The organism is Neorhizobium phenanthreniclasticum (assembly GCF_040066075.1).
GTDB lineage: Bacteria > Pseudomonadota > Alphaproteobacteria > Rhizobiales > Rhizobiaceae > Neorhizobium > Neorhizobium petrolearium.
The window spans coordinates 127,164-149,753 of the sequence record NZ_JBEAAL010000004.1; the positions used below are offsets into that span (position 1 = coordinate 127,164).

Genomic DNA, 22,590 nt, shown 5'->3' on the forward strand with positions numbered 1-22,590 from the left:
CTCTACTGGTAGAAACGGTAGCCTTCGGTGATCTCGGCGCTAAGCTGGTTGTTGCGGCTGACGAAATCCTCCAGGAATTCGTGCAGGCCCTGATCCATGATGTCGGTGATCGTGCCGCGCTTCAGCGTCGAGCGGATGGCATCGGCCGTTTCGTGCGCCTTCAGCCGCTCGCCGTAGTCTTCGGCGATATAGCCGAGATTGCTGACGATCTTCTCGTAGCAATAGGCGAGCGAACGGGGCATCTGCACCTTGAGGATCAGGAAGTCCGCGATATTGGCAGCCTGATATTCTCCGTCATAGACCCATCCGTAGGAACGCTGGGCGGAAACCGATCGCAGGATCGATTCCCACTGAAAATTGTCGAGCGCCGATCCGACCTGGCTCACCGACGGGAGGAGCACGTAATATTTTACGTCGAGGATGCGGCTCGTATTGTCCGCCCGTTCGATGAACGTGCCGATGCGTGAGAAGTTGTAGAGGTCGTTCCTCAACATCGAACCGTGAAAGGCGCCACGGATCAGGCCGCAGCGCTGTTTGATGACGTCGATCAGCTCTGGCAGGTCAGCGGGCTTCAGTTTGCGGGAAAGCCGGGCCTTCAGGTCGATCCAGCATTCGTTGGTGGCTTCCCAGGTCTCGCGGGTCAGCGCCGTGCGCACCATGCGGGCGTTGTTGCGCCCGAATTCGATGCAGGACATGACGCTCGACGGATTGGACTGGTCGCGCAGAAGGTAGTCGATCGCATCCGTCGCCGTCAGTTCGGCATGCACTTCCGAATAGGCTTCGCGCACGCCGGCGCTTTCCAGCACACCGTGCCAGTCCTCGTCCGAAGAGCCGGCACGGGTCAGCGAGACGCGCAGGCCGGCATCGACAAGGCGGGCGATATTTTCGGCTCTCTCGATGTAGCGGAACATCCAGTAGAGGCCGTTTGCAGTTCTTCCGAGCATATGATTACGACCTCGACCTCAATCTTCCAGAACCCAGGTGTCCTTGGTGCCGCCGCCCTGGCTGGAATTGACCACCAGCGACCCCTGTTTCAGCGCCACGCGGGTCAGGCCGCCCGGAATGATCTGCACCTTGTCGGAGACGAGCACATAGGGACGCAGGTCGACGTGGCGCGGCGCGATGCCCTTGTTGACGAAGATCGGCACGGTCGAGAGCGCCAGCGTCGGCTGAGCGATGTAGTTGTTCGGCTTGGCCGCGAGCTTTTCCGCAAATTCAGCGCGTTCCTTCTTCGTCGCTGTCGGGCCGACCAGCATGCCGTAGCCGCCGGAACCGTGCACTTCCTTGATGACCAGCTCCTCGATGTGCTCCAGCACGTATTTGAGGTTTGCCGGCTCCGAACAGCGCCAGGTCGGCACGTTTTCCAGCATCGCCTTGCGGCCGGTATAGAACTCGACGATCTCCGGCATATAGGAGTAGATCGCCTTGTCGTCGGAAATGCCGGTGCCGGGGGCGTTGGCGATGGTGATGTTGCCGGCCCGGTAGACGTCCATGATTCCGGGAACGCCGAGTGCAGATTCCGGCCGGAAGGTGAGAGGATCGAGAAAATCGTCGTCGACGCGGCGGTAGAGCACGTCGATCGCCTCGTAGCCGCGGGTCGTGCGCATCTTCACGCGGCCATCGATGACGCGCAGGTCGCCGCCTTCCACCAGTTCGACGCCCATCTGGTCGGCGAGGAAGGAATGTTCGTAATAGGCGGAATTGTAAATGCCGGGGGTGAGTACCGCGACGCGCGGCTTCCCCTTGCAGCCGGGCGGGGCGAGCGAAGCGAGCGACTGGCGCAGAAGCCGCGGATAGTCCTCGACGCGCTGCACCTTGTTCAGCGCGAAGAGTTCCGGGAACATCTGCATCATGGTTTCCCGGTTTTCCAGCATGTAGCTGACGCCGGACGGGGTGCGGGCGTTGTCCTCCAGCACGTAGAACTGGTCCTCGCCGGTGCGGACGATATCGGTGCCGACGATATGGGTATAGACGCCGCCCGGCGGCTTGAAACCGATCATCTGCGGCAGGAAAGCGCTGTTCTTTTCGATCAACTGGCGGGGGATGCGGCCCGCCTTGATGATCTCCTGCTTGTGATAGATGTCGTCGAGGAAGGCGTTGAGGGCGAGAACCCGCTGTTCGATGCCCTGGGCGAGCTTGCGCCATTCTCGGGCGGAAATGATGCGGGGGATGATGTCGAAGGGGATGAGCTTTTCGGAACTGTCGGCGTGTCCATAGACCGCGAAGGTGATGCCCGTCTTTCTGAATATGTTTTCCGCATCCTGGGTTTTGCGAATCAGGTGGGCGGCATCCTGGTTGGTATACCACTCGTGATAGGTCTTGTATGGCAGTCGCGGATGGCTTTCCGCGGTTAACATTTCATCAAATGCCAAAGGCGCGTTCCCCGATTTTTTGACCATAAGAGTACAATGCAGATAGCAATGCAAGAACCATGCACAGTTGCCGGCGCGGATTCCGAAGCATCAGAAAATCGTCGTCTCGAAACACCCTTCCTGCCTAAAGGTAGTATTTGCGGTGCTGGATAAGGCTACGGCTACCGGAAGGTGTCTTCCGTCGCTCTGCCTGCAAAAGCGCCAACTGCCCAACTGCTGTTCAAGTACCGTTCAAGCGCCATTCAATGCAGCCATCAGTTTTTCTGTTTTGACCATCAAACCGACTGTGCCTAGACAGGCGCGACCTGCCTTTTGTCAAAACCTGCCGGAATCAATCATGCTCGATCGAATGGCTCCGGCCCTTTTTGTCTTCCTTTGGTCCACGGGCTGGATCGTCGCGAAATACGCGGCGGTGCATGCCGATCCCATCACCTTTCTTGCCGTGCGGCATACGCTCGCGGCGATCGCCTTCTTGGCCGTGTGTTTCGTCATGGGGGCGAAATGGCCGAAGAGTCGCGGTCAGTTCGGCCATGCGATCCTGTCCGGCGTCTTCCTGCACGGTTTTTATCTGGTCGGCGTCTGGTATGCGATCGGGCAGGGGGTGCCTGCGGGCCTGTCCGGCATCATTGCCGGTCTTCAGCCGCTGCTGACGGCGATGGTTGCGCCGTTTTTTATTGGCGAACGGCTGCAGCCGGCCCAGAAACTGGGCCTGGTGCTCGGTTTCGCCGGCATCCTGATCGCGATTTCGTCGCAACTTCTCGACGTCTTTGATCGCGGCCTTGCAGGCCTTGCCCTTCCGGTGCTGATCAACCTTGTGGCGATGACCTCGGTCACCTACGGCACGCTTTACCAGAAGCGGCACCTGCAGGAGGGCGACCTTTTTTCGATCGCGACGCTGCAGTTCGTCGGCGCGCTGATCGTTACCGTGCCGTTTGCGCTCGTGCTTGAAGACCTCCGCTTCGACTGGACGCATCAGGCGGTACTGGCCATGGCCTGGTCAGTCTTCGGCATTTCCATGGGCGCGGTCGGGCTCCTCCTCTATCTCATCCGACGCGGACAGGTGTCACGGGCAGCCTCACTCATCTATCTGATGCCGCCTGTCGTGGCGGTTGAGGCGGCGATCCTGTTCGGCGAGCCGCTGACGCTCCCGATGATCGTCGGCACGGTGATCGTCGTGGCAGGCGTCTACTTGGTGAACCGCAAGGCCCAGGGGATGCGCCAGGCGGTGCGGATGTCGCGCTAGGGCCCGTGGAGAGGCGGCAGCCGACGGGTGTGCGAGGACGATTTGATGACGCATGTGCTGGTGACGGCGTGCTCGCAGAAGGTCTTGACCACCTCATCCATCTCCTCGACCGAACGGGCGACCAGGCGTGCGAGAAACGGGTCGTCGCCGGTAATCCTGTCGTATTCGATGACCTGCGGCGTCTCTTGAATGAGCTTTTCGACGAGATGCAGCTTGTCGGGGAACGGCCTGATGCGGACCAGTGCCCGGATCTCGTAGCCAAGCGCACGGGTATCCACGTCGAGGCTGAAGCCGCGGATGACGCCTGCCGTCTCCAGCCGGCGGACCCGTTCGGAGACGGCCGGAGCCGACATGCCGATCAGCCGGCCGAGGTCCGCCATGCTCAGCCGGGCATCCGCGTCGAGCGCTTCCAGAATTGTCGCGTCGACCTTGTCGATCTGGTGACTTTCGAATCGAAGGCGAGGGGGCGTTTTCGGTTTTGACATGCAGCGAAGATAGGCTGGAACGCCTTCGAAAATCCATGGAATTCGCGATGGCGCCCGGCCACTATTCGATAAAGAAAACATTGCTGCTGAACAGGATGGATGGCATGCCGATCGGCATTCTCGCGGCCCTTGCGACATGTGCGTTGTGGGGGCTTACTTTCGTCGCGCCGCGTGCGGTCGACCCCTTCACCCCGTGGGATCTGGCGGTGGCGCGCTATGGGCTTTTCGGTGTCGCATCGTTTGTCCTCATGGCGAACCGGCGCTTCCGGCCGGTCGCCTTTTCGGCCGGTCGGATTGCGGTCGGACTGGGCCTGGGCTGTCTCGGTTATGTCGGTTATTTCCTCGCCGTCGCCTATGCGGTGCGCTTGGCCGGGGCAGCCGTTCCGCCGCTCGTCATCGGGACCATGCCCGTGCTTTTGGCGCTGATCGCCAACTGGCGCGATGACACCGTTCGCTGGCGGTCGCTTGCCCTGCCGTTCTCGCTGATCGTCGCCGGCGTCCTGGTGGTGAACCTCGATGCCCTTTCGACCGTCGTGCCGCAGGGCCGCGGAATGGTGCTGCTCGGAGCGCTCTCTGCGGTGGCGGCGCTGGCGATCTGGATCGTCTACGGCCTCGCCAACGGCATCGTCATGCGTGCCTGCGACGCGCCGGACGCGTTGCGGTGGACGGGCGTGCAGGGACTTGGTGCTGCACTCGGAAGCCTCGTCATTCTGCCATTCACGAATTTCGGAGAGATTTCCGCCTCCCCGTCGGAGATTTCCCGTTTCGCCGGCTGGGCGCTGCTGACCGGGCTTGCGGGATCGTGGTTCGCGACCTGGTGCTGGGTGGTCGCCTCGCGGAGATTGCCGATTGCGCTGGCGGCGCAGCTCATTGTCGCCGAAACCGTTTTCGGGCTGGCCTACGGCTTCATGTTCGAAGCCAGATGGCCGTCGGGCGCCGAATGGGTTGGCGCGGCCCTTCAGATTTTCGGCGTGGCTGCTGCGATCCGGGCGTTCACGCTGCCGTGCGCCCCGGATGCGCGGTGGCTTCCGAAGGACCGAAAGGCGAAAACGGAAGCGGCCGGATAGGGTAATTCCGCCAAGGGCCGTAAGACAGATGGAGACCGGATTCATGTCACTATATTCGCCGCCCGATCACGGTGATGGTCCGCCTGGCATCCGCGCGAGCTCGCGGAGCGTCTGGTAGGCATGGAACAGCCCTGGTGCGTTGTCGGCGGGTGGGCGCTCAACCTCTGGCACGGGCATCAGACCCGTTCACACGAAGATCTGGAATTCACCATCCTGCGCCACGACGTCCCTGCGTTTCGCGAGCGGCTGGAAGGAATGCGCTTCTATTCGGTCGGTAATGGCAATGTCGACTATCTGCCGGCGGAGCAACAGCCGCCGGAGGCGATCGCGCAGATCTGGTGCGAGGATGTGGAGACGAGGCACTGGCGCGTCGACATGATGATCGAACCTGGAACGGAGGACAGATGGGTCTACAAGCGCGACCCGAGCATCTCCTTGCGCCGAGCCGAAATCGTCACGAGAACGACCGAAGGCGCTCCATATCTGAAGCTGGCGGCGATCATGCTGTTCAAGGCCAAATACCGGCGCGCGAAGGATGAAATCGACTTCGACAATGCGCTCACGAAGTTGACCGACCCGGAACGGGGCTGGCTGAAAGCTTGCCTCGAGACACTCCATCCCGGCCACGCCTGGACGGCGAGATTGCAGGCTGGACCGCCCGGTCTGCCTGTCGCTCTCGGCCGGAAACTTCCTCACGCATGAAACGGGTGTCGGTAACCGTTTTGCGGAACTAACCAGCATCGACGATCCAACAGGAGCCACGTCATGCTGAACAGCAAAATTGCTATCGTCACCGGCGCATCGAGCGGCATCGGTCGGGCCACCGCTCTTCTATTCGCCGCGGAAGGAGCCGCCGTCGTCGCCAATGCGCGCGGGCCGGAGGAGTTGCAGAAGCTGGTTGCGGAGATCGCGGATGCCGGCGGCCGCGCGATTGCAGTTGCGGGCGATGTCACAGAGGAGGAAACCCATCGAAAGCTGCTCGACACCGCGCTTGATCGGTTCGGTGGTCTGGACATTGCCTTCAACAATGCCGGGACGGTCGGACCCTATAAGCCGCTGGCAGAGGTGACGCCAGACGAATGGCAACGCACCCTCACGACAAACCTGACCAGTGCCTTTTGGGGCGCGCGATGGCAGATCCCCGCCATGCTCGAGCGCGGCGGCGGATCGATCATCTTCACCTCCACCTTCGTCGGCACGACTGTCGGCATTCCCGGCATGGCGGCCTATGCGGCCTCCAAGGCCGGTCTGATGGGGTTGGTGAAAGGCATTACCGCCGATTATGCGGCGCGGGGCATCCGGGCGAATGCCCTTTTGCCGGGCGGGGTCGATACGCCCATGGCGGGCGACGCGGCTCAGAAGGAATGGGCTGCGGGGCTGCACGCCTTGAAACGCATCGCCCAGCCGGAGGAGATCGCCCGTGCAGCACTGTTCCTAGCCGGTCCGATGGCAAGCTTCGTCGCGGGCTCGGCCCTTTTCGCAGACGGCGGAAACGCTGCGGTGAAATGATAAAAAAGAGGCCGCGCGGGCGGCCTCTTGGCTTATTCTCGGTTATGCCGGGCGGCGCTTGCGGCCCTGCTGACCGCCGGAGCGGTTGTCGTTGCCGAACCGGACTGGACCGCGATTTTCGCCATGCTCCTGAGCCGTTTGACCATGCGACGGACGGCCGTGGCCGTTGCCGTTGCGGGCATTGCGCTCACGACCGGGCTCATGGGCGCCGTGCGCTGCATGGCCGTTCTGACCACCATTGCCTTTGCGGTGCTCCTTTCGGGCCGGCCGGTTTTCTGCTCCGTTCTGCGAACCGAACTGCTTCTTGGACGGACGGAAATCCGAGGTCGAAGCCAGATCGTTGTCGGCTTCAAAGCGAGGTGCTTCTTCACCACGACGCTGGCCGCGGAAATCCTCGTTGCGGCGGTTGTCGCGATCAGGGCGTCCGCCGAAGGGACGATCGCCCTGACGACGATCTCCATGGGGCCGGTCGCCATGCGCACGTTGCGGACGCTCGCCGCGGAACGGACGGTCCTGACGTTCGCCGCGTTCTTCCGAACGGGTGCCCGCTTCCGCACCTTCCGACGCGAAGAACGGCTTTCGGGCCGGACGTTCGCGACGCTCCGGACGACCGTCGCCATTGCTCCGGCCACGGCCCTGGCCGTTGCCGCCGCGGCCGCGATTGCCGCCGCGATTGTTGTTACCGCCGCGCGAAGGACGGCTCATGCCCTCCGGGCGCTCACCCGAAGCGGTGGCAATCTCGATGCCCATCAGGCGCTCGATGTCGCGCAGCAGGCCGGCTTCGTCCGGTGCGCAGAAGGCGATCGCGATTCCGTCGCGGCCGGCGCGGGCGGTGCGGCCGATACGATGGACGTAAGCGTCCGGCACTTCCGGCAGGTCATAGTTGAAGACGTGCGTTACGCCCGGAATATCGATGCCGCGGGCGGCAACGTCGGTCGCGACGAGAACGCGGATATCGCCTTCGCGGAAGGCTTTCAAGGCGCGTTCGCGCTGGCCCTGGCTCTTGTTGCCGTGGATCGAGGCGACTTCGAACTCGAGGTGCTCGAGGTATTTGGCGAGCTTTTCGGCACCGTGCTTGGTGCGCAGGAAGACCATGGCGCGGCCATCGGGGTTTTCCTCGAGCGAGGTCTTGAGAAGCTCGGTCTTGTCGTTCTTGCCGGTGACGAAATGGACATACTGCTCGACCTTGTCGGCAGCCTTGCCCGGAGGCGTCACTTCCACCTTGATCGGATCGGTCAGGTAGTCGCTGGCAAGGTCAGCGATCGCCTTCGGCATGGTGGCCGAAAAGAGCAGCGTCTGGCGCTTGGCCGGCACCATCTTGGAGATCTTGCGCAGGTCGTGGATGAAGCCGAGGTCGAGCATCTGGTCGGCCTCGTCGAGGACAAGATGCGTCACCTGGCCGAGCGAGATGGCACGGCGGCTGATGAGGTCCAGCAGGCGGCCCGGGGTTGCGACGAGAATGTCGGTCCCACGTTCGAGCTGGAGCTGCTGTTTATTGATGGAAGCGCCACCGACGACGGTGTTGACCTTGAGCGGCGTCTTCCTGATGAAATTCTTCAGGTTGACGGCGATCTGATTGACCAGTTCGCGAGTCGGAGCGAGAACAAGCGTGCGGGTGGTGCGGTTGTCGGGACGCTTGGCTTCCTTCAGCAGCATTTCGATGATGGGGAGACCGAAGGCAGCGGTCTTGCCGGTGCCGGTCTGGGCAAGGCCGATCATGTCGCGGCCTTTCAGAAGTTCGGGGATCGCCTGCGCCTGGATCGGCGTCGGCGTTTCGTAACCAAGCTGGGAGAGAGTGGCTACGATCTGCTTGGTGAGACCAAGCTCATGAAAATTCGTCAAGTCGAATACCTTTTCGGGGCGCCAAAAGATATCGTCCGGGTCAGCACCATGCTGTCCGGCTTGCCTTTGGCGTCAAGAACCCCGCGTGAAGTGGGAACTTGTAAGTTGGAAATTGCTTTCCAGCGCTTAAACCCTCGAGGGTCGAGGGCGATCTATCTGTGCGCCTTGTTCCTTCTTCGCGGTTCTATTGACGCGGGGCCAGCTCACGCGGCGGCCGGAAGGTGAAAGCTGGGGCGCATTTGGTAGGTTTCAGGGCAAATGTCAAGTAAATGTTTGGCAACTGCGAAAAACAGAATTCATCGAAGGTTGGGCGCGTGAACAACAAAAGACCCGCCTCCGGATTGGCGGAGGCGGGTCACTCTGACAGCATGATCGGCTGGTTCAGTAGCGCGGGCAGACGCGGGCGCGATAAGCATCGCTCCATTCGTTCTCGACCCATTCGTAATGGCAGCGCGGTACATACTCCGTGCGATAATAGGTGCGGTGGTAGACCGGCGGGGGCGGAGGCGGGGCGTATTCGTATTCAGGCTCAACGTAGACGGGCCGCTGGGATCCCGAGACGATCGCGCCGCCGATGATGCCGCCCGCAAGTCCGGCTGCGACGCCGGCCCAGACGTCGCCACGATGATGATGGCGGTCGCGAGCTTGCGCGGCTGGGGCGGTTGCCGTCAGTGCGCCTGCGATGGTTAGAGCGATTAGGCCCGCGGAAACGCTTTTATGCAGTACGGACATGGTCTTGTTCCTTTCCCTTTATTCTTTAAGGGCACGAAGAAGGGTCGCGTGCAAAGGCGGCGGATTGATGAAGAACATCATGAAGTTGTCTGAACGGCTGTTCAGACTGACACCGCCTTCGGTTGAGTATTCGAAAGATAAAACAATCTCCGGGATGGGTTTTGTCCAAAAGATGGCAAAATGCCGACGAAAGCGGGGCCGGTCAGAAATCCGTCGGCACGCCGCCCTCTGCCTTGCGCCTCGCCACGAACGAATCGAGCTCTTCCTCTATCGCCGGGTCGAGCGGGGGCTGCTCGTAGGCGGTAAGCGCCTGCTTGAAGACACGGTTGGCGTGGTCGTAGGTGGTCGGGCGCCCGGCCTCGGTCCAGGTCTCGAAGTTACGCCAATCGGAGAGGATCGGCGAGTAGAAGGCGTTCTCGTAACGCGCCAGCGTATGTGCGGTGCCGAAATAATGACCGCCCGGGCCGACGTCGCGTACGGCCTCCAGCGCCAGCGCATCCGCGCTGACATCAAGGGGCGAAAGAAATTCCGCCACCATCTGCAGCATGTCCACGTCGAGGATGAATTTCTCGAAGGAAGCCGTCAGTCCGCCTTCGGTCCAGCCCGCGGCGTGCAGTACGAAATTGCCGCCGCCCTGCGTCAGGGCCCATAGCGACATCATCGATTCATAAGCCGCCTGTGCGTCGAGCGTGTTGGCTGCATTGGTGTTGGAGGTGCGGTAAGGCACGCCATATTTTCTCGCCAGTTGCCCACCGGCGATCACCGCCTTCATATATTCCGGAGTGCCGAAGGCCGGTGCCCCCGTCTTCATGTCGACATTCGAGGTAAAGCCGCCATACATGACCGGTGCCCCTTTCCTCACCATCTGGGTGAAGGCGATGCCGCAGAGTGCCTCGGCGTTCTGCTGGACGAGGGCGCCTGCGATCGTTACCGGGGCCATGGCCCCGGCGAGCGTGAAAGGCGTCATGATGACGACCTGGTTGCGGGACGACATCTCGATGATCCCCTGCAGCATCGGCCCGTCAAGACGAAGCGGGGAGGACGAGTTGATAACGGTAAAGAGCGAAGGTTCGCGTTCCATTTGCTCAACGGAAATCCCGCGGCCGATCCGGGCGATCTCCAGCGCGTCGAGATTGCGTTGTTTCCCGAGCGAATAGCAGTGGAATACCTTGTCGGTGAACTTCACCAGATCGGAGAGACAGTCGAGATGGCGCACCGAGGCGTGGATATCGACCGGCTCGACCGGATAGCCGCCGGTCGTGTGGATCACGTCGTAATGCTGGGCGAGCTTGACGAGCTTGCGGAAGTCTTCCCGGTTGCCGACACGGCGGCCACCGTCGCGGTCGGCTACGAATGGCGCGCTGGCGACCTGGGCGAAGACGAGGTTGTTGCCGCCGATTTCGACATTCCTTGCCGGGTTGCGGGCGAACATCGTGAAGGAAGAGGGAGCCGACGCGATCATCTCCAGGATCAGCCCGCGATCGAAGCGCACGCGTTGCTCGCCCGGCGTCACGTCCGCGCCAGCTGTCTTCATCCTTTCCCGCGCCTCGGGCAGGATGATGTCCATGCCCACCTCTTCCAGCACGGTGAGCGATGCTTGATGGATATCCTCCAGCGCCTCCGGCGGCAGGATCTCGGTGCGTGCGAGAGTGTTGGCGAGCTTCGCGTATCGGCTACCGGGTGATCGGGCTCGCTGCCGCTCAGCCCCGCGGCGTCCTGGGCGGCGATGACGTGCCGCATCTTCTGGTTGTTTTTGGGGGTCGACCGACGGTGTCGTAATCTCGCTCATGATCGTTCCATCTGCGTCATGTCTTGCGAAATCTGTCAGACTTCCGCCGTCTTCACCCCTGCCATTTGCGACTATTGGCCGCCTCTCGTGGGATAGCGTCGGGTAGGTTTCTGCCGGAATGACTGAAATAGCGGAAATTGTGAACCTTTGCCTTTCGTCAACAATACGTTGTTAACGCTCGCCATGGTGTTATCAATCGATGGGGAAAACGAATCGAACGGTGTCAGGCCGGCACGACGGAGTGGGGGAAGGTGGAGACGGAAAGCGAACTCTTGAAAACGGCGTGCGAGCGGATCAACGATCTCGCCGACCCCGCCTTCATCAAGGACAGCGCCCTCGCTTACGTAGCGGTGAATGCGGCCTATGCGCGCCTCTTTGGTCTGGATCCGAGCGAATTCGCCGGCACGGTGAGCCGCAGTCTCTCCGGCGCGGCGGAAGACGCCGACCGCAGGGAAAAGGAATGCCGGGCGATCGTCTTCGGCACAGACGAGACGGCGCTCTGCTTCGACCGTTCCGGCGCGGTGCGCCATGAAATCCACATCGAGCGTTTTCTGACGGAAAACGATCATACCTATCTGTTCGGCACGTTCGCTTCGGTTTCGGACCCAGGATCGGCCTTCGAGCGCCAGCACGATGCCGTGCCCTTTAACGGAAGGGACGTAGAGCCGATCTCATTCTTCAACAACGCGCTTCTCGACGACGCCCTCGACATGCTTGAGATGGGCATCGGCATCTACGACAAGAACGATGCTCTCCTTTACTGCAATTCCCAGCTCATCGATTATCTGTCGTCCATTTCGGTGGACATCAAGCCCGGTATCACGCTCAGGGAAGTCCTCGGTTATGCCTATGACCGGCGGCAACGCCTGTCTCCCCAGAGCCTGGGCGCCAACCCGCCGGACAAGGCGGCTTGGATTGCCGAACGGATGAAGCCCTTTGAGCTTCCCTATTCGGAAAGCGTCGACCAGCTTTCCGACGGGCGATGGGTCCGAAGCATCAACAAGCGGCTGGAAAACGGCCTTCTGATCGCTATCCGCCACGATGTGACGGAGTTCAAGGAGCAGGAAATGCTCTTGCGCACGCAGGTTTCGGAGACGGGCCTGTTCCGGGCCGTGCTCGAGGATCTGCCGGTGCCGGTCTTCGTTCGCAACAGCGACCGCCGGCTCACCTATGCGAACGCCGCTTACGAGACGATGCTGGGCAGCCCGCGAGAACATTTCCTCGGCAAGACCGAGACGGAGATGTTCCCGGACGCGGCCGATCGCTTCCGTCTTGAAAACGACCGGGTCATGCAAGGCGAGGACATCGACAAGTCGGAGGACGTCAGGTTCCCCGATGGCTCCACGATCCCCGTCATTACCCGCCTGCGCCGTATCACCACCCAGGACGGTGCGCATCATCTCGTCGGCTCCCGCACGGATGTTTCCCTCATCAAGGAGGCGCAGAAAAAGGCGGAGAAGCTCGGCCGGGACCTGCAGACGATCCTGCATGCCATACCGGTCGGTATCGCGATTCTCGATGACAAGTTCCTGTTCGAATATGCCAACCCGGCCTTCTATTCTTTCTGGGACGCCGGAGAACAGGTAGACCTGCCGGGGCGCTCCTATCGTGAGTTCCTCAAGATCAATTTCGACCACGGCATTTATGCCGGTTCGACTCAAAGTTTCGACGAGATCTACGAAGAGCGCGTCGCTGCGCTAAGGGAAAATCACGAGGGGGCGCCGATCGAGGTAAAGAGCCGCAACAGCCGTACCCTCGTCATTTCGCACACACGGCTCTCCGGCGACAAGACGCTGCTCACCTATATGGACATCACCGCCATCCGCAGGCGCGAGCAGGAGATCCACGAGGCTCGCGCCGCGCTCGAGCAGCACGGCGCGCTGATGCGTGATGCGACAAGCGCTATGTCGCAGGGGTTGCTCATCCTTCACGACGGCGAAATCATCTTCTCCAACGATGCTCTGCCCCACATGCTCGATATGCCGGCCGATATGGCCGTGCCGGGAAGGCAGTGGCGCGAGATCTTCCGCTATTGCGTCAAGCGCGGCGATCTCGGCTCACCGGAGGACGCGGCGGAAACGCTGAGGTCGTGGGATGAAAATGTTTCGGCCGGCCGGCCGGTTCACGCTTCCTTCCGGATTGACGGCCGCAAGTGGATTCAGGTGGAGGCGAATATCACCGGCAGTGATCATTGGCTGGCGATCTTCACCGACGTCACCGAGATGAAGGAACGTGAAGAGGACCTGACGCGGCTCCTGCAGCGGGCCGAAGCGGCCGATCGGGCGAAGTCCGAATTCCTCGCCAATATGAGCCACGAAATCCGCACACCCATGAACGGCGTGCTCGGCATGGCGGAGCTGCTCGCCAAGTCCAATCTCGACACCCGTCAGAAGACTTTTATCGACATCATCGTCAAGTCCGGCAATGCGCTGCTCACCATCATCAACGATATTCTGGACTTCTCGAAGATCGACGCCGGACAGATGAAGCTGAGGAAAGCTCCGTTCGATCCGGTCGAGGCGATCGAGGATGTGGCAACGCTGCTCTCGTCGTCCGCCGCCGAGAAGGATATCGAGCTCATCGTCCGCGGCGATGTTTCCGTCCGCGAGACGGTTCTGGGCGATGCTGGCCGCTTCCGCCAGATCATCACCAATCTCGTCGGCAATGCGGTGAAGTTCACCGAAAAGGGCCATGTCTTCATCGACCTCGTGTCGAAACCGATCGGGCCGGGCGAGATGATGCTCTCCGTCCGCATCGAGGATACCGGCCTCGGTATTCCCGGCGAGAAGCTGAAGTCGGTCTTCGAGAAGTTTTCTCAGGTGGATTCGTCCTCCACTCGCCGCCACGAAGGCACCGGCCTCGGGCTTGCCATCACGGCCGGCCTGACGGAGCTGTTCGGCGGTCATATCGAGGTAGAGAGCGAACTCGGTCGCGGATCGGTCTTTACGGTGCATCTGCCGTTCCAGGTGGTCAGCGAACGTAACGTCCAGACATCGCTGCCGATCAACACGAGCGGCGCGCGCGTTCTCGTGGTCGACGACAATCCCGTCAACCGCCGCATCCTGACGGAACAGCTCAGCATGTGGGGCTTCGACACGGTTGCCACCGAGAGCGGAGCCGAGGGCCTGGCGATCATCCGGGAAGCCGCCCGGATCGGCTTTGTCCTGGATGTCATCGTGCTCGATTATCACATGCCGGAGATGAACGGCCTCGATTTCGCGCGGCATATGCGACGCGATCCGCGTTTCGACGGCACCGGCGTCATCTTCCTGACTTCGATGGACATGGCTGGCGACGACAGCATGTTCGCCGCCCTCAACATCCAGGCCCATCTGATGAAGCCGGCCCGCGCCAACCTCCTGCGCAGCACGATCATCGACGTGGTCCGCTCGATCCGCACCAAACGGCGGGCATTGGAGAATCTGCCGGTCTCCGCCCGGCCGAGGCCAGCCGCAGCCGTTGCGGCGGTCATGCAGACCTTACCGGCCGCTAGCGATCCCGCTTCGGTATCGGCATCCTCTTCGAAACCGGTGTTTGCCGAGGAGCCGGTTTCCACCTCGCCGGTGCACCCGGCCGCGACCCTCGACGTGCTGGTCGCCGAGGACAACGAGGTCAACCAGATCGTCTTCACACAGATCCTGCAGACGACCGGCTGGCTTTTCCAGATCGTCAAGAACGGAGCGGAAGCGGTGAACGCCTGGAAGGAGCATGATCCGGCGGTGATCCTCATGGACGTGTCCATGCCGGTCATGAACGGCCATCAGGCGACCCGGAAGATCCGTGAAATGGAACAGGAAACCGGCACCCATACTCCGATCATCGGGGTTACGGCGCATGCGCTCGAAAGCGACCGGGAACTCTGCCTGCAGGCGGGCATGGACGACTATCTTTCCAAGCCGATCAGCCCGGAAGCGCTGGAAGCCAAGATCCGCAACTGGCTTGGCGGAGCGGTAGTGACGTCGGTTTCGAACTGACGGATGCTCCGGAGCGTAGGGCAGCAAGCGGCACTTGTACGACCGGCCGCATAGGTGCTCCACCGCCGCCCGAGTTTGTAACCAGCTTCTCTGTTACCTCTTCCCGCACAGCATTTCGCGTTTTCCCGCAAAGCCCGGACGGCGTTCAACCGAAAAACCGGCTGCCTGAAGGTTGCGCCGTACGAAGCCTGCCGCGGCATAGGTGCCGAAAGTGCCGCCAGGCGCGGTCTTCTCATAGAGCGCCTGCATCAGTTCGGGTGACCACATGTCCGGATTGCGCGATGGCGCGAAACCGTCGAGGAACCAGGCATTGAAGCCGGGTTCGGCTCCGGTGACGCCTGCGAGTGCCGGGCCGCAGCTCACCGTCAGTCGCGTTTGACCAGCCATCTGGAGATCGACCTGGCCGGTCGGAGCGTCCGGCCAGGCGGCGGCGAGCGCCTGGCGCTCCGCATCGATCTCCGGCCAGCGGGAAAGCGCCCGATCGATCTCCTCGCGTTTCATCGGATAGAGCTCGAAGGACATGAAATGCAGTCGCGCGGCCGGGCCACGGAAGAGCTTCCATTGCCGCCAGGTCTCGCAGAAGTTCAAGCCGGTGCCGAAACCGAGCTCTCCGATCCGAAAGTCCCCGCATGGTGACTTTTCTTGCAACCAGCGCGCCGGCAGGCCGTTGCCGGCCAGGAAGACGTGACCGCATTCCTGTCTGCCGTCGGTGCGGCAATAAAAGTGATCGCCAAACTCCTTCGAATACGGCATATCGCCGTCGTGCCAGTCCAACGTCTGAGAGTCCAGCATCTGGCCGGCGGTAACAAGCATTTCGGGATCACGGTTGCTCATGGGACATGCGGATAATCCTGCCGGCTCAAGGGGTCAATCAAGTTTTGACGGTCAATCTCGCGATATTCCTCCCACCGCCGATCTCGTCATTCTCGGCGGTGGCATCATGGGCCTCTGGGCTGCCGTAAAGGCCGAACGGCTGGGTATCGAGACCGTGCTTGTCGATGCCGGCCGGTTGGGGCAGGGGGCGAGCGGCGGGCTGCTCGGTGCGCTGATGCCGCATATGCCGGATAAGTGGAACGACAAGAAACAGTACCAGTTCGACGCGCTGCTCTCCCTTGAAGACGAGATCGTCCGGATCGAGGCGGCGACCGGCATCCCCTGCGGCTATCGCCGTTGCGGCCGGCTGATCCCGCTGCCGAAACCGCATTTGCGGACGATCGCCCTTCGCCACTCGCAGGACGCAGAAGCCGCATGGCGTCATGGCGACCGCCGTTTCCACTGGCACGTCATCGACCGTCCACTGCAGGAAGGCTGGCCGGATGCCTCCTTCGCCGGGGCCGGCCTCGTCCACGACACGTTTGCGGCGCGCGTTTCGCCGCGCGGCCTGACCTCTGCGCTTGCTACCTTCCTGTATTCCGCAAGACATGTCCGGACTGTCGAGGGCGTCGGCGCGGAGATGATCGAGCCCGCGATGAGCAAAATTGTCTTTACGGGCGGCGAAAGCATCACCTTCGGCCATTGCATTGTTGCCGCTGGCCATCGGTCCTTCCCGCTCATCGAACCGATCTCGCCGCCGCTGCCACGTCCGATCGGCCAGCCGGTCAAGGGGCAGGCGGCGCTGCTTGCGGCTGATATCGACCCTGCGCTGCCGGTCATTTTCCTGAACGGCCTCTATGTCGTCGCCCATGAAGGCGGCCATGTTGCGGTCGGCAGCACCAGCGAAGATACGTTCGAGGACGCCTTTGCGACCGATGCGCTGCTCGACGATCTTATCGTCCGCGCCCGGGCGCTCGTACCGGCCTTGAAGGATGCGCCGGTGATTGAGCGCTGGGCGGGGCTGCGCCCCAAGGCGATCGACCGCGATCCGATGGTCGGGCCGCACCCCGACCATCCGAACGTGATTGCTCTCACAGGTGGTTTCAAGGTGAGCTTCGGGCTCGCTCATGAACTGGCGGAAGCGGCGCTCGACGCCGCGAGTTCCCGTGAAATGCGGGTTCCTGCGTCATTTACGCTCACCAGTCATCTCGAAATGGCTTCGCGTTAAACGCGAACTTTTCGTCGTCCTCGTCGTTAATCTGTCACGCAAATCACTTAACCCCTCCGCAGGGATTGTTGAGCAATGCGTAAAACAGCAGGGTCCGGGGAAGGAAGCACGAGAAGGTGATGCATGCGCTATGCCATTCATTTCACGCCCCCGGCTCATGATCCGCTGACGCTGGCCGCGGCACAGTGGCTCGGCCGCAACGCCTTCTCCGGCGAGGCCATGGAGCCGCCGGCGATCCGCGGTATCGGCATCCACGACATCGCCTTCAACACGGCGCTGCCACGCCGCTACGGTTTCCATGCAACGCTGAAAGCGCCGTTCCGGCTCGCTCCCGACATCACCGAACCGATGCTGCTGCGGCACCTGATGCGTTTTGCCGGCGCGCACAACCCGTTCGAACTCCCCGGGCTGGAGGTGGTGCGTCTCGGGAATTTCTTCGCCCTGGCGCCGGTGATCCCGTCCGAGGCTATGCGCTTCCTCGCCGCGTCCGTGGTACAGGAATTCGACGTCTTTCGCGCACCGCTTTCCGAAGCCGAGCTGGAGCGCAGCGATCCCGGCGATCTCTCCGCGCCGCAATTCGCCAACCTCCACCGTTGGGGCTCCCCCTACGTCATGGACGAGTTCCGCTTTCATATGACGCTCACCGGTCCGCTTTCAGCTGCCGACCTGCCGCGTTTCGAACGGGCGCTGCGCGACTATTTCGATCCCTACCTGAAGAGGCTGGTCGAGGTCGTCAATCTTGCACTTTTCATCGAGGAAGAGCCGGGTGCCCCTTTCCTGGTGCATTCGCTGCATCCGATGGGCCGGGTGAGTGCGCGCAAGATCGCCTGATCACTTTTGTTCAAGAAGCGGGCGGGCGGATCTGTTATATTTCTCCGATGGAGAATATCTCGCAGCAACAGGCCGCCGATTACATGCCGCTGGCGAAAGCGGAGACAACCCGCTTCTGGCGGGATAACCGTTTTGGCGGCATGGAATGCCTGAGCGCGACGTTCCTGACCCATGAATTCGCCCCACATGCGCATGATACTTTCAGCATAGGCGCGATCGAGAAAGGCACGCAGATCGCCACCATCGGCGGCACGCGCGAAGCCTCGGGGCCTGGCGACCTCTATCTCATCAATCCCGGCGAGATCCATGACGGCGCACCGAAGGACGGTGGCTATCGCTACCGGATGATCTATCCGGACATGTCGCTTTTCCGTGAAATCCTGGAGGACGTTACGGGAAAACCCTTCAATGGCACGCCCGCCTTCGGCAAGCAGATCCTGCATGATCAAGCGCTGGCAGACGCTTTCCATGAAGCACATCGCACACTGGAGGAGGGGGCTGGCGCGCTGGAGACGAGCCAACCCATGTTCATCGTGCTCGATGCCATGTTCCGCCGGCACGGCAGCTCGATCATCGTCCCGACCGATACATCCGAACGGTCCGCCGTACACCAGGCCCGCGACTATCTGGTGGAACACTATGCGACCGATATCGGCCTCGAAGAGCTTGCCGCCGTCGCAGGCCTCAGCCGCGCGCACCTGATCCGGGCCTTCCGCAAGGAGTTCCATATCACCCCGCATTCCTTTTTGACTGACATCCGCATCCGCGAGGCGCGCAAGCGCTTGCAGGAAGGCGGGCAGCCAGCCGAGATCGCGCTCGAATGCGGTTTCGCCGACCAGGCCCATTTCACCCGGCATTTCAAGGCACGCACGGGTTTGACTCCGGGGCAATATCGCGCTCGCTAACGATGGCCACCACTCGGTCGCTGAAGCCTTCCACCTGGCATCACTTTTGTTCAAGACGTTGGATATCAGGCGTCTTATGCATGCCCCTCACCCTAGCCCTCTCCCCGCAGGCGGGGAGAGGGAACTGGGAGCTTGCGGCTTGCGTCCTTCTCCCCGTCTAACGGGGAGAAGGTGCCGGCAGGCAGATGAGGGGCAAGAGCATCTGCATGAGATCAAAGGTTCTTCGGCGTGAATGAGAATACAAGACTGCAAAACTTTCTCGGCGGCATGCGGGCGATATCGCCGCTGATCGCCGCGGTGATCCCGATCGGCCTCGTCTTCGGCGCGGTGGCGGCCACCAAGGGCCTGACGCCCGCCGAAGCGGGCCTCATGAGTGCGCTGGTTTTCGCCGGCGGTTCGCAATTCGTGGCGATGGACATCTGGACGCATCCGGCCTCGTGGGCGGGCGTCGGATTCGCGGCACTGCTCGTCAATATCCGCCATGTGCTGATGAGCGCTTCGCTCGGCACCAAGATGGGAGAATTCGGCCCGCGTGCGCAATATGTCGCGATGCTGTTCCTCGCCGACGAAATCTGGGCTATGGCGGAATTCCGGGCTGGCGCCGCGAGACTGACGCCTTGCTGGTTCGCCGGCCTTGTCGCGCCTTTCTATCTCGCCTGGGTTTTCTCCGGTATTGCCGGTGCGGCGCTCGGGGCTTTCCTCGGCGATCCGGTGACGCTCGGGCTCGACTTCGCGTTCCCGGCGGTCTTCATCGTGCTGATCATGGGCTTCTGGAAAGGACCGGAGACAGGCGCAGTCCTCATCGCCAGCGGTGCCGCCGCCGTCCTGACCCAGCATTTCGTGCCGGGCGTGTGGTACATCGCGGCGGGTGCGGTTGCGGGCTTGCTTGTCGCCGTCGTCAGCGGGAGCCGCCGTGACGTGGAGGCAATGCCATGACTGTCGATTTCGCGACCCTTCTCGCTATCCTGGCTATGGCTGCGGCGACCATTCTAACCCGCGTCAGCGGCCTTCTCCTGATCCGTCATGTCTCGCTCGGAGGCAATGCCAGAAAGGCGATCGAATCGATTCCGCCCGCCGTGCTGATGGCGGTGGTCGCGCCGACCGCTTTCGCCACGGGAATTGCCGAAACAATCGCCTGTGCCGTGACTGCTTTTGCGGCATTGCGCCTGCCGATGCTCGTTTCCGTGGCACTCGGTGTCGCCTCGGTCGCTATCCTCCGGGCGGTCGGCATCTGATCGACGTTTCGGTCTCGACATCCGCGGAAAGGGTGCGCTACCGTCCGGCATCACATGTTCGGGGTGAATTCGATGCAGGCAAAAGACTATCCGCGCGACCTCGTCGGCTATGGCCGCAATATTCCCGATCCGAAATGGCCGGGCGGCGCCAATATCGCCGTTCAGTTCGTGATCAATTACGAAGAAGGCGGCGAAAGCTCCATCCTCGACGGCGATCCCGCATCGGAATCGCTGCTGTCGGAGATCGTCGGCGCCGCGCCCTGGCCCGGCCAGCGCAACCTCAACATGGAGTCGATCTACGAATACGGCTCGCGCGCCGGCTTCTGGCGGCTGTGGCGCCTGTTCACCGAACTCAAGGTGCAGGCGACAGTCTATGGTGTGACGCTCGCCATGGCCCGTAACCCGGAAGCGGTCGCCGCCATGACGGAAGCGGGCTGGGAGATCGCCAGCCATGGTTACCGCTGGCTCGAATACAAGGACTTTCCGGAGGACGCCGAGCGGCAGCACATTCTGGAAGCGGTGCGGCTGCATACCGAGCTCACCGGCGAACGGCCCTATGGCATGTATCAGGGCAAGCCGTCCGGCAATACGCTGCGGCTCGTCATGGAGGAGGGGGGCTTCCTCTATTCCTCCGACAGCTATGCGGACGATCTGCCCTATTGGGTGCCGGGGCTGGACGGCAAGCCATTCCTCATCATCCCCTACACGCTCGATACCAACGACATGCGCTTTGCGACGCCGCAGGGCTTCAATGCCGGCGACCAGTTCTTCAACTACCTGAAGGATGCCTTCGACGTGCTTTATCGGGAGGGCAGTGAAGGCAGCCCGAAGATGATGAATATCGGCCTGCACTGCCGCCTCGTCGGCCGGCCGGGCCGCGTGGCAGCACTTCGCCGCTTCATGGAATACGTGCTTTCCCATGACAAGGTCTGGATACCGCAGCGCATCGAGATTGCCAGACACTGGCATGAGCACCACAAGCCGGCAGGTGCCCTGTGAGCGCGCGTGCCGATTTTATTGCCAAGTTCGGCGGTGTCTTCGAACATTCGCCTTTCATCGCCGAGCGCGCCTATGATGCAGGCTTGATCCTGGTGCCATTGACCGCCAAGGGCATCCACGATGCGTTTGTCTCGATCTTTCGCAAGGCGAGCCATGAGGAGCGGCTCGGCGTATTGCGTGCTCATCCCGATCTCGCTGGAAAGCTCGCGATCGCCGGCGACCTGACCGAAGACAGCAGACAGGAACAGGCGGGCGCCGGGCTCGATCGCCTGACCGCTGCCGAACACGCCCGATTCACCGAACTCAACAATGCCTATACGGAAAAGTTCGGCTTTCCCTTCATCATCGCCGTAAAGGGCCTGGACAGGCAAGACATCCTTGCCGCCTTCGAAAAGCGCATCCACAACAGCGCCGAGGAGGAGTTCGCGACCGCCACGGCTCAGGTCGAACGAATTGCGCTTCTGCGCCTGCAATCCATGTTTCCGGAGAAATGAATGACCGAGACGACCGACAACAGCCTGCCATCCTTCGTGATCGGCGCGATCAACCTCGCCTCCGCGCGTCTCGGCGCCAAGGGTCTCTACACGACCGACGAATTCTTCGCGCCGCTGGAGCGCATGCTTCAGGACGCGCCCCCAAGTTTCGATCCGGACCTTTACGACGATAACGGCAAGTACATGGACGGCTGGGAAAGCCGCCGCAAACGCGTGCCCGGCCACGACTTTGCGATCGTGAGACTTGCAATGCCCGGCCGCATCTACGGCTTCGACGTCGATACCAGCTATTTCACCGGCAACTATCCGCCGCATTGCTCGATCGAGGCTGCTTTCGTCGAGGATGGCGACCCGACCGATGCGACGGTCTGGACGGAAATCCTGGCAAAGTCGCCGCTCGGGCCGAACGCGCATCATTTCTTCGAGAATGCCGGCAAGGAGAAGATCTGGACGCATTTGCGTCTGCATATCTATCCCGATGGCGGGATCGCTCGCCTGCGCGTCTACGGTTCGGCGCATTTCGATTGGGCCAAGGTCGGCACGACGCAAGAGATCGACCTGGCCTACATATTCCATGGCGCGAAATCGCTCGCCTGGTCGGATGCCCATTACGGCCATCCGGACAAGATGCTGGGACCGGGGCGTGGCGACAATATGGGCGACGGCTGGGAGACCAAGCGCCGCCGCGGGCCGGGCCATGACTGGGTCGTGATCCGCCTCGGCCATCCGGGCGTCGTCAAACGCATCATTGTCGACACGCATTTCTTCAAGGGCAATTTCCCGGATACGTGCGAACTGCTCGGCGCCTACCTGCCGGAGCTTGGCGACGTGCTTTCCGAGGCGGAGATTGCCGCATCGGAGAGCTGGAAGCCGATCCTGCCGCGGCAGAAGCTGCAGATGGACCATGTCCACGAATATGGCGCGGGTGTCGTCGCCGATATCGGCCCGGTTACCCATGTGCGTTACGCCATGCACCCGGATGGCGGGACGATGCGGCTCAGGCTCTACGGCCCGAAGGCGTGAGTTCTTTCCTCGATATCTTCCGTAGCCTATATTGGCGGCATCAGGAGTG

General features: G+C 61.9%; 20 protein-coding genes. 13 read left to right on the forward strand and 7 right to left on the reverse strand.

Going from position 1 to position 22,590, the window contains the following annotated elements; all coding sequences use genetic code 11:
- Nucleotides 1-2 precede the first annotated feature (2 nt).
- Together ABK249_RS08705 and ABK249_RS08710 are read right to left on the reverse strand one after the other, a co-directional pair.
- Nucleotides 3-944: an alpha-E domain-containing protein gene (locus ABK249_RS08705; protein ID WP_037148261.1), complete on the reverse strand. Its 942-nt coding sequence runs from the start codon at nt 942-944 to the stop codon at nt 3-5.
- An 18-nt stretch (nt 945-962) separates the two neighbouring features.
- Nucleotides 963-2,372 carry a circularly permuted type 2 ATP-grasp protein gene (locus ABK249_RS08710; protein ID WP_348862601.1) on the reverse strand — a complete coding sequence of 470 codons (1,410 nt, stop codon included), beginning with the start codon at nt 2,370-2,372 and terminating at the stop codon, nt 963-965.
- 334 nt (nt 2,373-2,706) lie between these two features.
- Between ABK249_RS08710 and ABK249_RS08715 the strand changes: the two genes are divergently transcribed.
- Nucleotides 2,707-3,615 (forward strand): DMT family transporter, encoded by a 909-nt coding sequence (locus tag ABK249_RS08715; RefSeq protein ID WP_348862625.1) that lies wholly within the window; start codon nt 2,707-2,709, stop codon nt 3,613-3,615.
- Here ABK249_RS08715 and ABK249_RS08720 read toward each other — a convergent pair.
- On the reverse strand, nt 3,612-4,100 hold the full coding sequence (locus ABK249_RS08720) for an Lrp/AsnC family transcriptional regulator (RefSeq protein WP_348862602.1): 489 nt from the start codon (nt 4,098-4,100) through the stop codon (nt 3,612-3,614). The genes ABK249_RS08715 and ABK249_RS08720 overlap by 4 nt on opposite strands.
- 35 nt (nt 4,101-4,135) lie before the next feature.
- On the opposite strand from ABK249_RS08720, the gene ABK249_RS08725 reads away from it, so the two are divergent.
- The 3 genes from ABK249_RS08725 (at nt 4,136) to ABK249_RS08735 (ending at nt 6,676) form a co-directional block, all read left to right on the forward strand.
- Nucleotides 4,136-5,167 (forward strand): DMT family transporter, encoded by a 1,032-nt coding sequence (locus ABK249_RS08725; RefSeq protein WP_244446847.1) that lies wholly within the window; start codon nt 4,136-4,138, stop codon nt 5,165-5,167.
- Nucleotides 5,168-5,287: 120 nt separating this feature from the next.
- Entirely contained in the window at nt 5,288-5,869 is a 582-nt protein-coding gene (locus ABK249_RS08730) for a nucleotidyl transferase AbiEii/AbiGii toxin family protein (RefSeq protein ID WP_348862603.1), read from the forward strand.
- A 63-nt stretch (nt 5,870-5,932) separates the two neighbouring features.
- Nucleotides 5,933-6,676 (forward strand): SDR family oxidoreductase, encoded by a 744-nt coding sequence (locus tag ABK249_RS08735; protein WP_037148258.1) that lies wholly within the window; start codon nt 5,933-5,935, stop codon nt 6,674-6,676.
- A gap of 42 nt (nt 6,677-6,718) precedes the next feature.
- Here ABK249_RS08735 and ABK249_RS08740 read toward each other — a convergent pair whose 3' ends face one another.
- The 3 genes from ABK249_RS08740 to ABK249_RS08750 all read right to left on the reverse strand — a co-directional run bounded on the left by ABK249_RS08740 (nt 6,719) and on the right by ABK249_RS08750 (nt 11,039).
- The gene (locus tag ABK249_RS08740; RefSeq protein WP_348862605.1) at nt 6,719-8,518 is read right to left on the reverse strand and encodes a DEAD/DEAH box helicase; all 1,800 of its coding nucleotides are present in this window, start codon (nt 8,516-8,518) and stop codon (nt 6,719-6,721) included.
- A gap of 381 nt (nt 8,519-8,899) precedes the next feature.
- Nucleotides 8,900-9,250 carry a hypothetical protein gene (locus ABK249_RS08745; RefSeq protein ID WP_348862606.1) on the reverse strand — a complete coding sequence of 117 codons (351 nt, stop codon included), beginning with the start codon at nt 9,248-9,250 and terminating at the stop codon, nt 8,900-8,902.
- A gap of 202 nt (nt 9,251-9,452) precedes the next feature.
- A complete protein-coding gene (locus ABK249_RS08750; RefSeq protein WP_348862607.1) occupies nt 9,453-11,039 on the reverse strand; it encodes a trimethylamine methyltransferase family protein in 1,587 nt (528 codons plus the stop codon).
- A gap of 251 nt (nt 11,040-11,290) precedes the next feature.
- Between ABK249_RS08750 and ABK249_RS08755 the strand changes: the two genes are divergently transcribed.
- Entirely contained in the window at nt 11,291-15,013 is a 3,723-nt protein-coding gene (locus ABK249_RS08755; RefSeq protein WP_348862608.1) for a PAS domain-containing hybrid sensor histidine kinase/response regulator, read from the forward strand.
- 93 nt (nt 15,014-15,106) lie between these two features.
- On the opposite strand, the gene mnmC2 is transcribed toward ABK249_RS08755, so the two are convergent.
- The gene (gene mnmC2 / locus ABK249_RS08760) at nt 15,107-15,847 is read right to left on the reverse strand and encodes a tRNA (5-methylaminomethyl-2-thiouridine)(34)-methyltransferase MnmC2 (protein WP_348862609.1); all 741 of its coding nucleotides are present in this window, start codon (nt 15,845-15,847) and stop codon (nt 15,107-15,109) included.
- Between mnmC2 and ABK249_RS08765 the strand changes: the two genes are divergently transcribed.
- From ABK249_RS08765 to alc, 8 genes are all read left to right on the forward strand, one after another.
- Complete coding sequence (locus ABK249_RS08765) at nt 15,846-17,054, forward strand: NAD(P)/FAD-dependent oxidoreductase (protein WP_348862610.1); 1,209 nt, start codon at nt 15,846-15,848, stop codon at nt 17,052-17,054. The two genes, mnmC2 and ABK249_RS08765, sit on opposite strands and share 2 nt — an antisense overlap.
- Before the next feature lie 123 nt (nt 17,055-17,177).
- Nucleotides 17,178-17,885: a DUF1045 domain-containing protein gene (locus ABK249_RS08770; protein WP_227703349.1), complete on the forward strand. Its 708-nt coding sequence runs from the start codon at nt 17,178-17,180 to the stop codon at nt 17,883-17,885.
- 47 nt (nt 17,886-17,932) lie between these two features.
- The gene (locus tag ABK249_RS08775; protein ID WP_037148243.1) at nt 17,933-18,790 is read left to right on the forward strand and encodes an AraC family transcriptional regulator; all 858 of its coding nucleotides are present in this window, start codon (nt 17,933-17,935) and stop codon (nt 18,788-18,790) included.
- Nucleotides 18,791-19,057: 267 nt separating this feature from the next.
- Nucleotides 19,058-19,726, forward strand: coding sequence for an AzlC family ABC transporter permease (locus ABK249_RS08780; protein WP_227705159.1), 669 nt, complete (start codon nt 19,058-19,060; stop codon nt 19,724-19,726).
- A complete protein-coding gene (locus ABK249_RS08785; RefSeq protein ID WP_037148242.1) occupies nt 19,723-20,025 on the forward strand; it encodes an AzlD family protein in 303 nt (100 codons plus the stop codon). Before ABK249_RS08780 ends, ABK249_RS08785 begins: the two co-directional genes overlap by 4 nt.
- Before the next feature lie 72 nt (nt 20,026-20,097).
- Nucleotides 20,098-21,024 carry an allantoinase PuuE gene (gene puuE, locus ABK249_RS08790; protein WP_227703348.1) on the forward strand — a complete coding sequence of 309 codons (927 nt, stop codon included), beginning with the start codon at nt 20,098-20,100 and terminating at the stop codon, nt 21,022-21,024.
- Entirely contained in the window at nt 21,021-21,518 is a 498-nt protein-coding gene (uraD, locus tag ABK249_RS08795; RefSeq protein ID WP_227703347.1) for a 2-oxo-4-hydroxy-4-carboxy-5-ureidoimidazoline decarboxylase, read from the forward strand. The genes puuE and uraD overlap by 4 nt, the downstream gene beginning before the upstream one ends.
- Nucleotides 21,519-22,541: an allantoicase gene (alc, locus tag ABK249_RS08800; RefSeq protein ID WP_348862611.1), complete on the forward strand. Its 1,023-nt coding sequence runs from the start codon at nt 21,519-21,521 to the stop codon at nt 22,539-22,541.
- Nucleotides 22,542-22,590 lie beyond the last annotated feature (49 nt).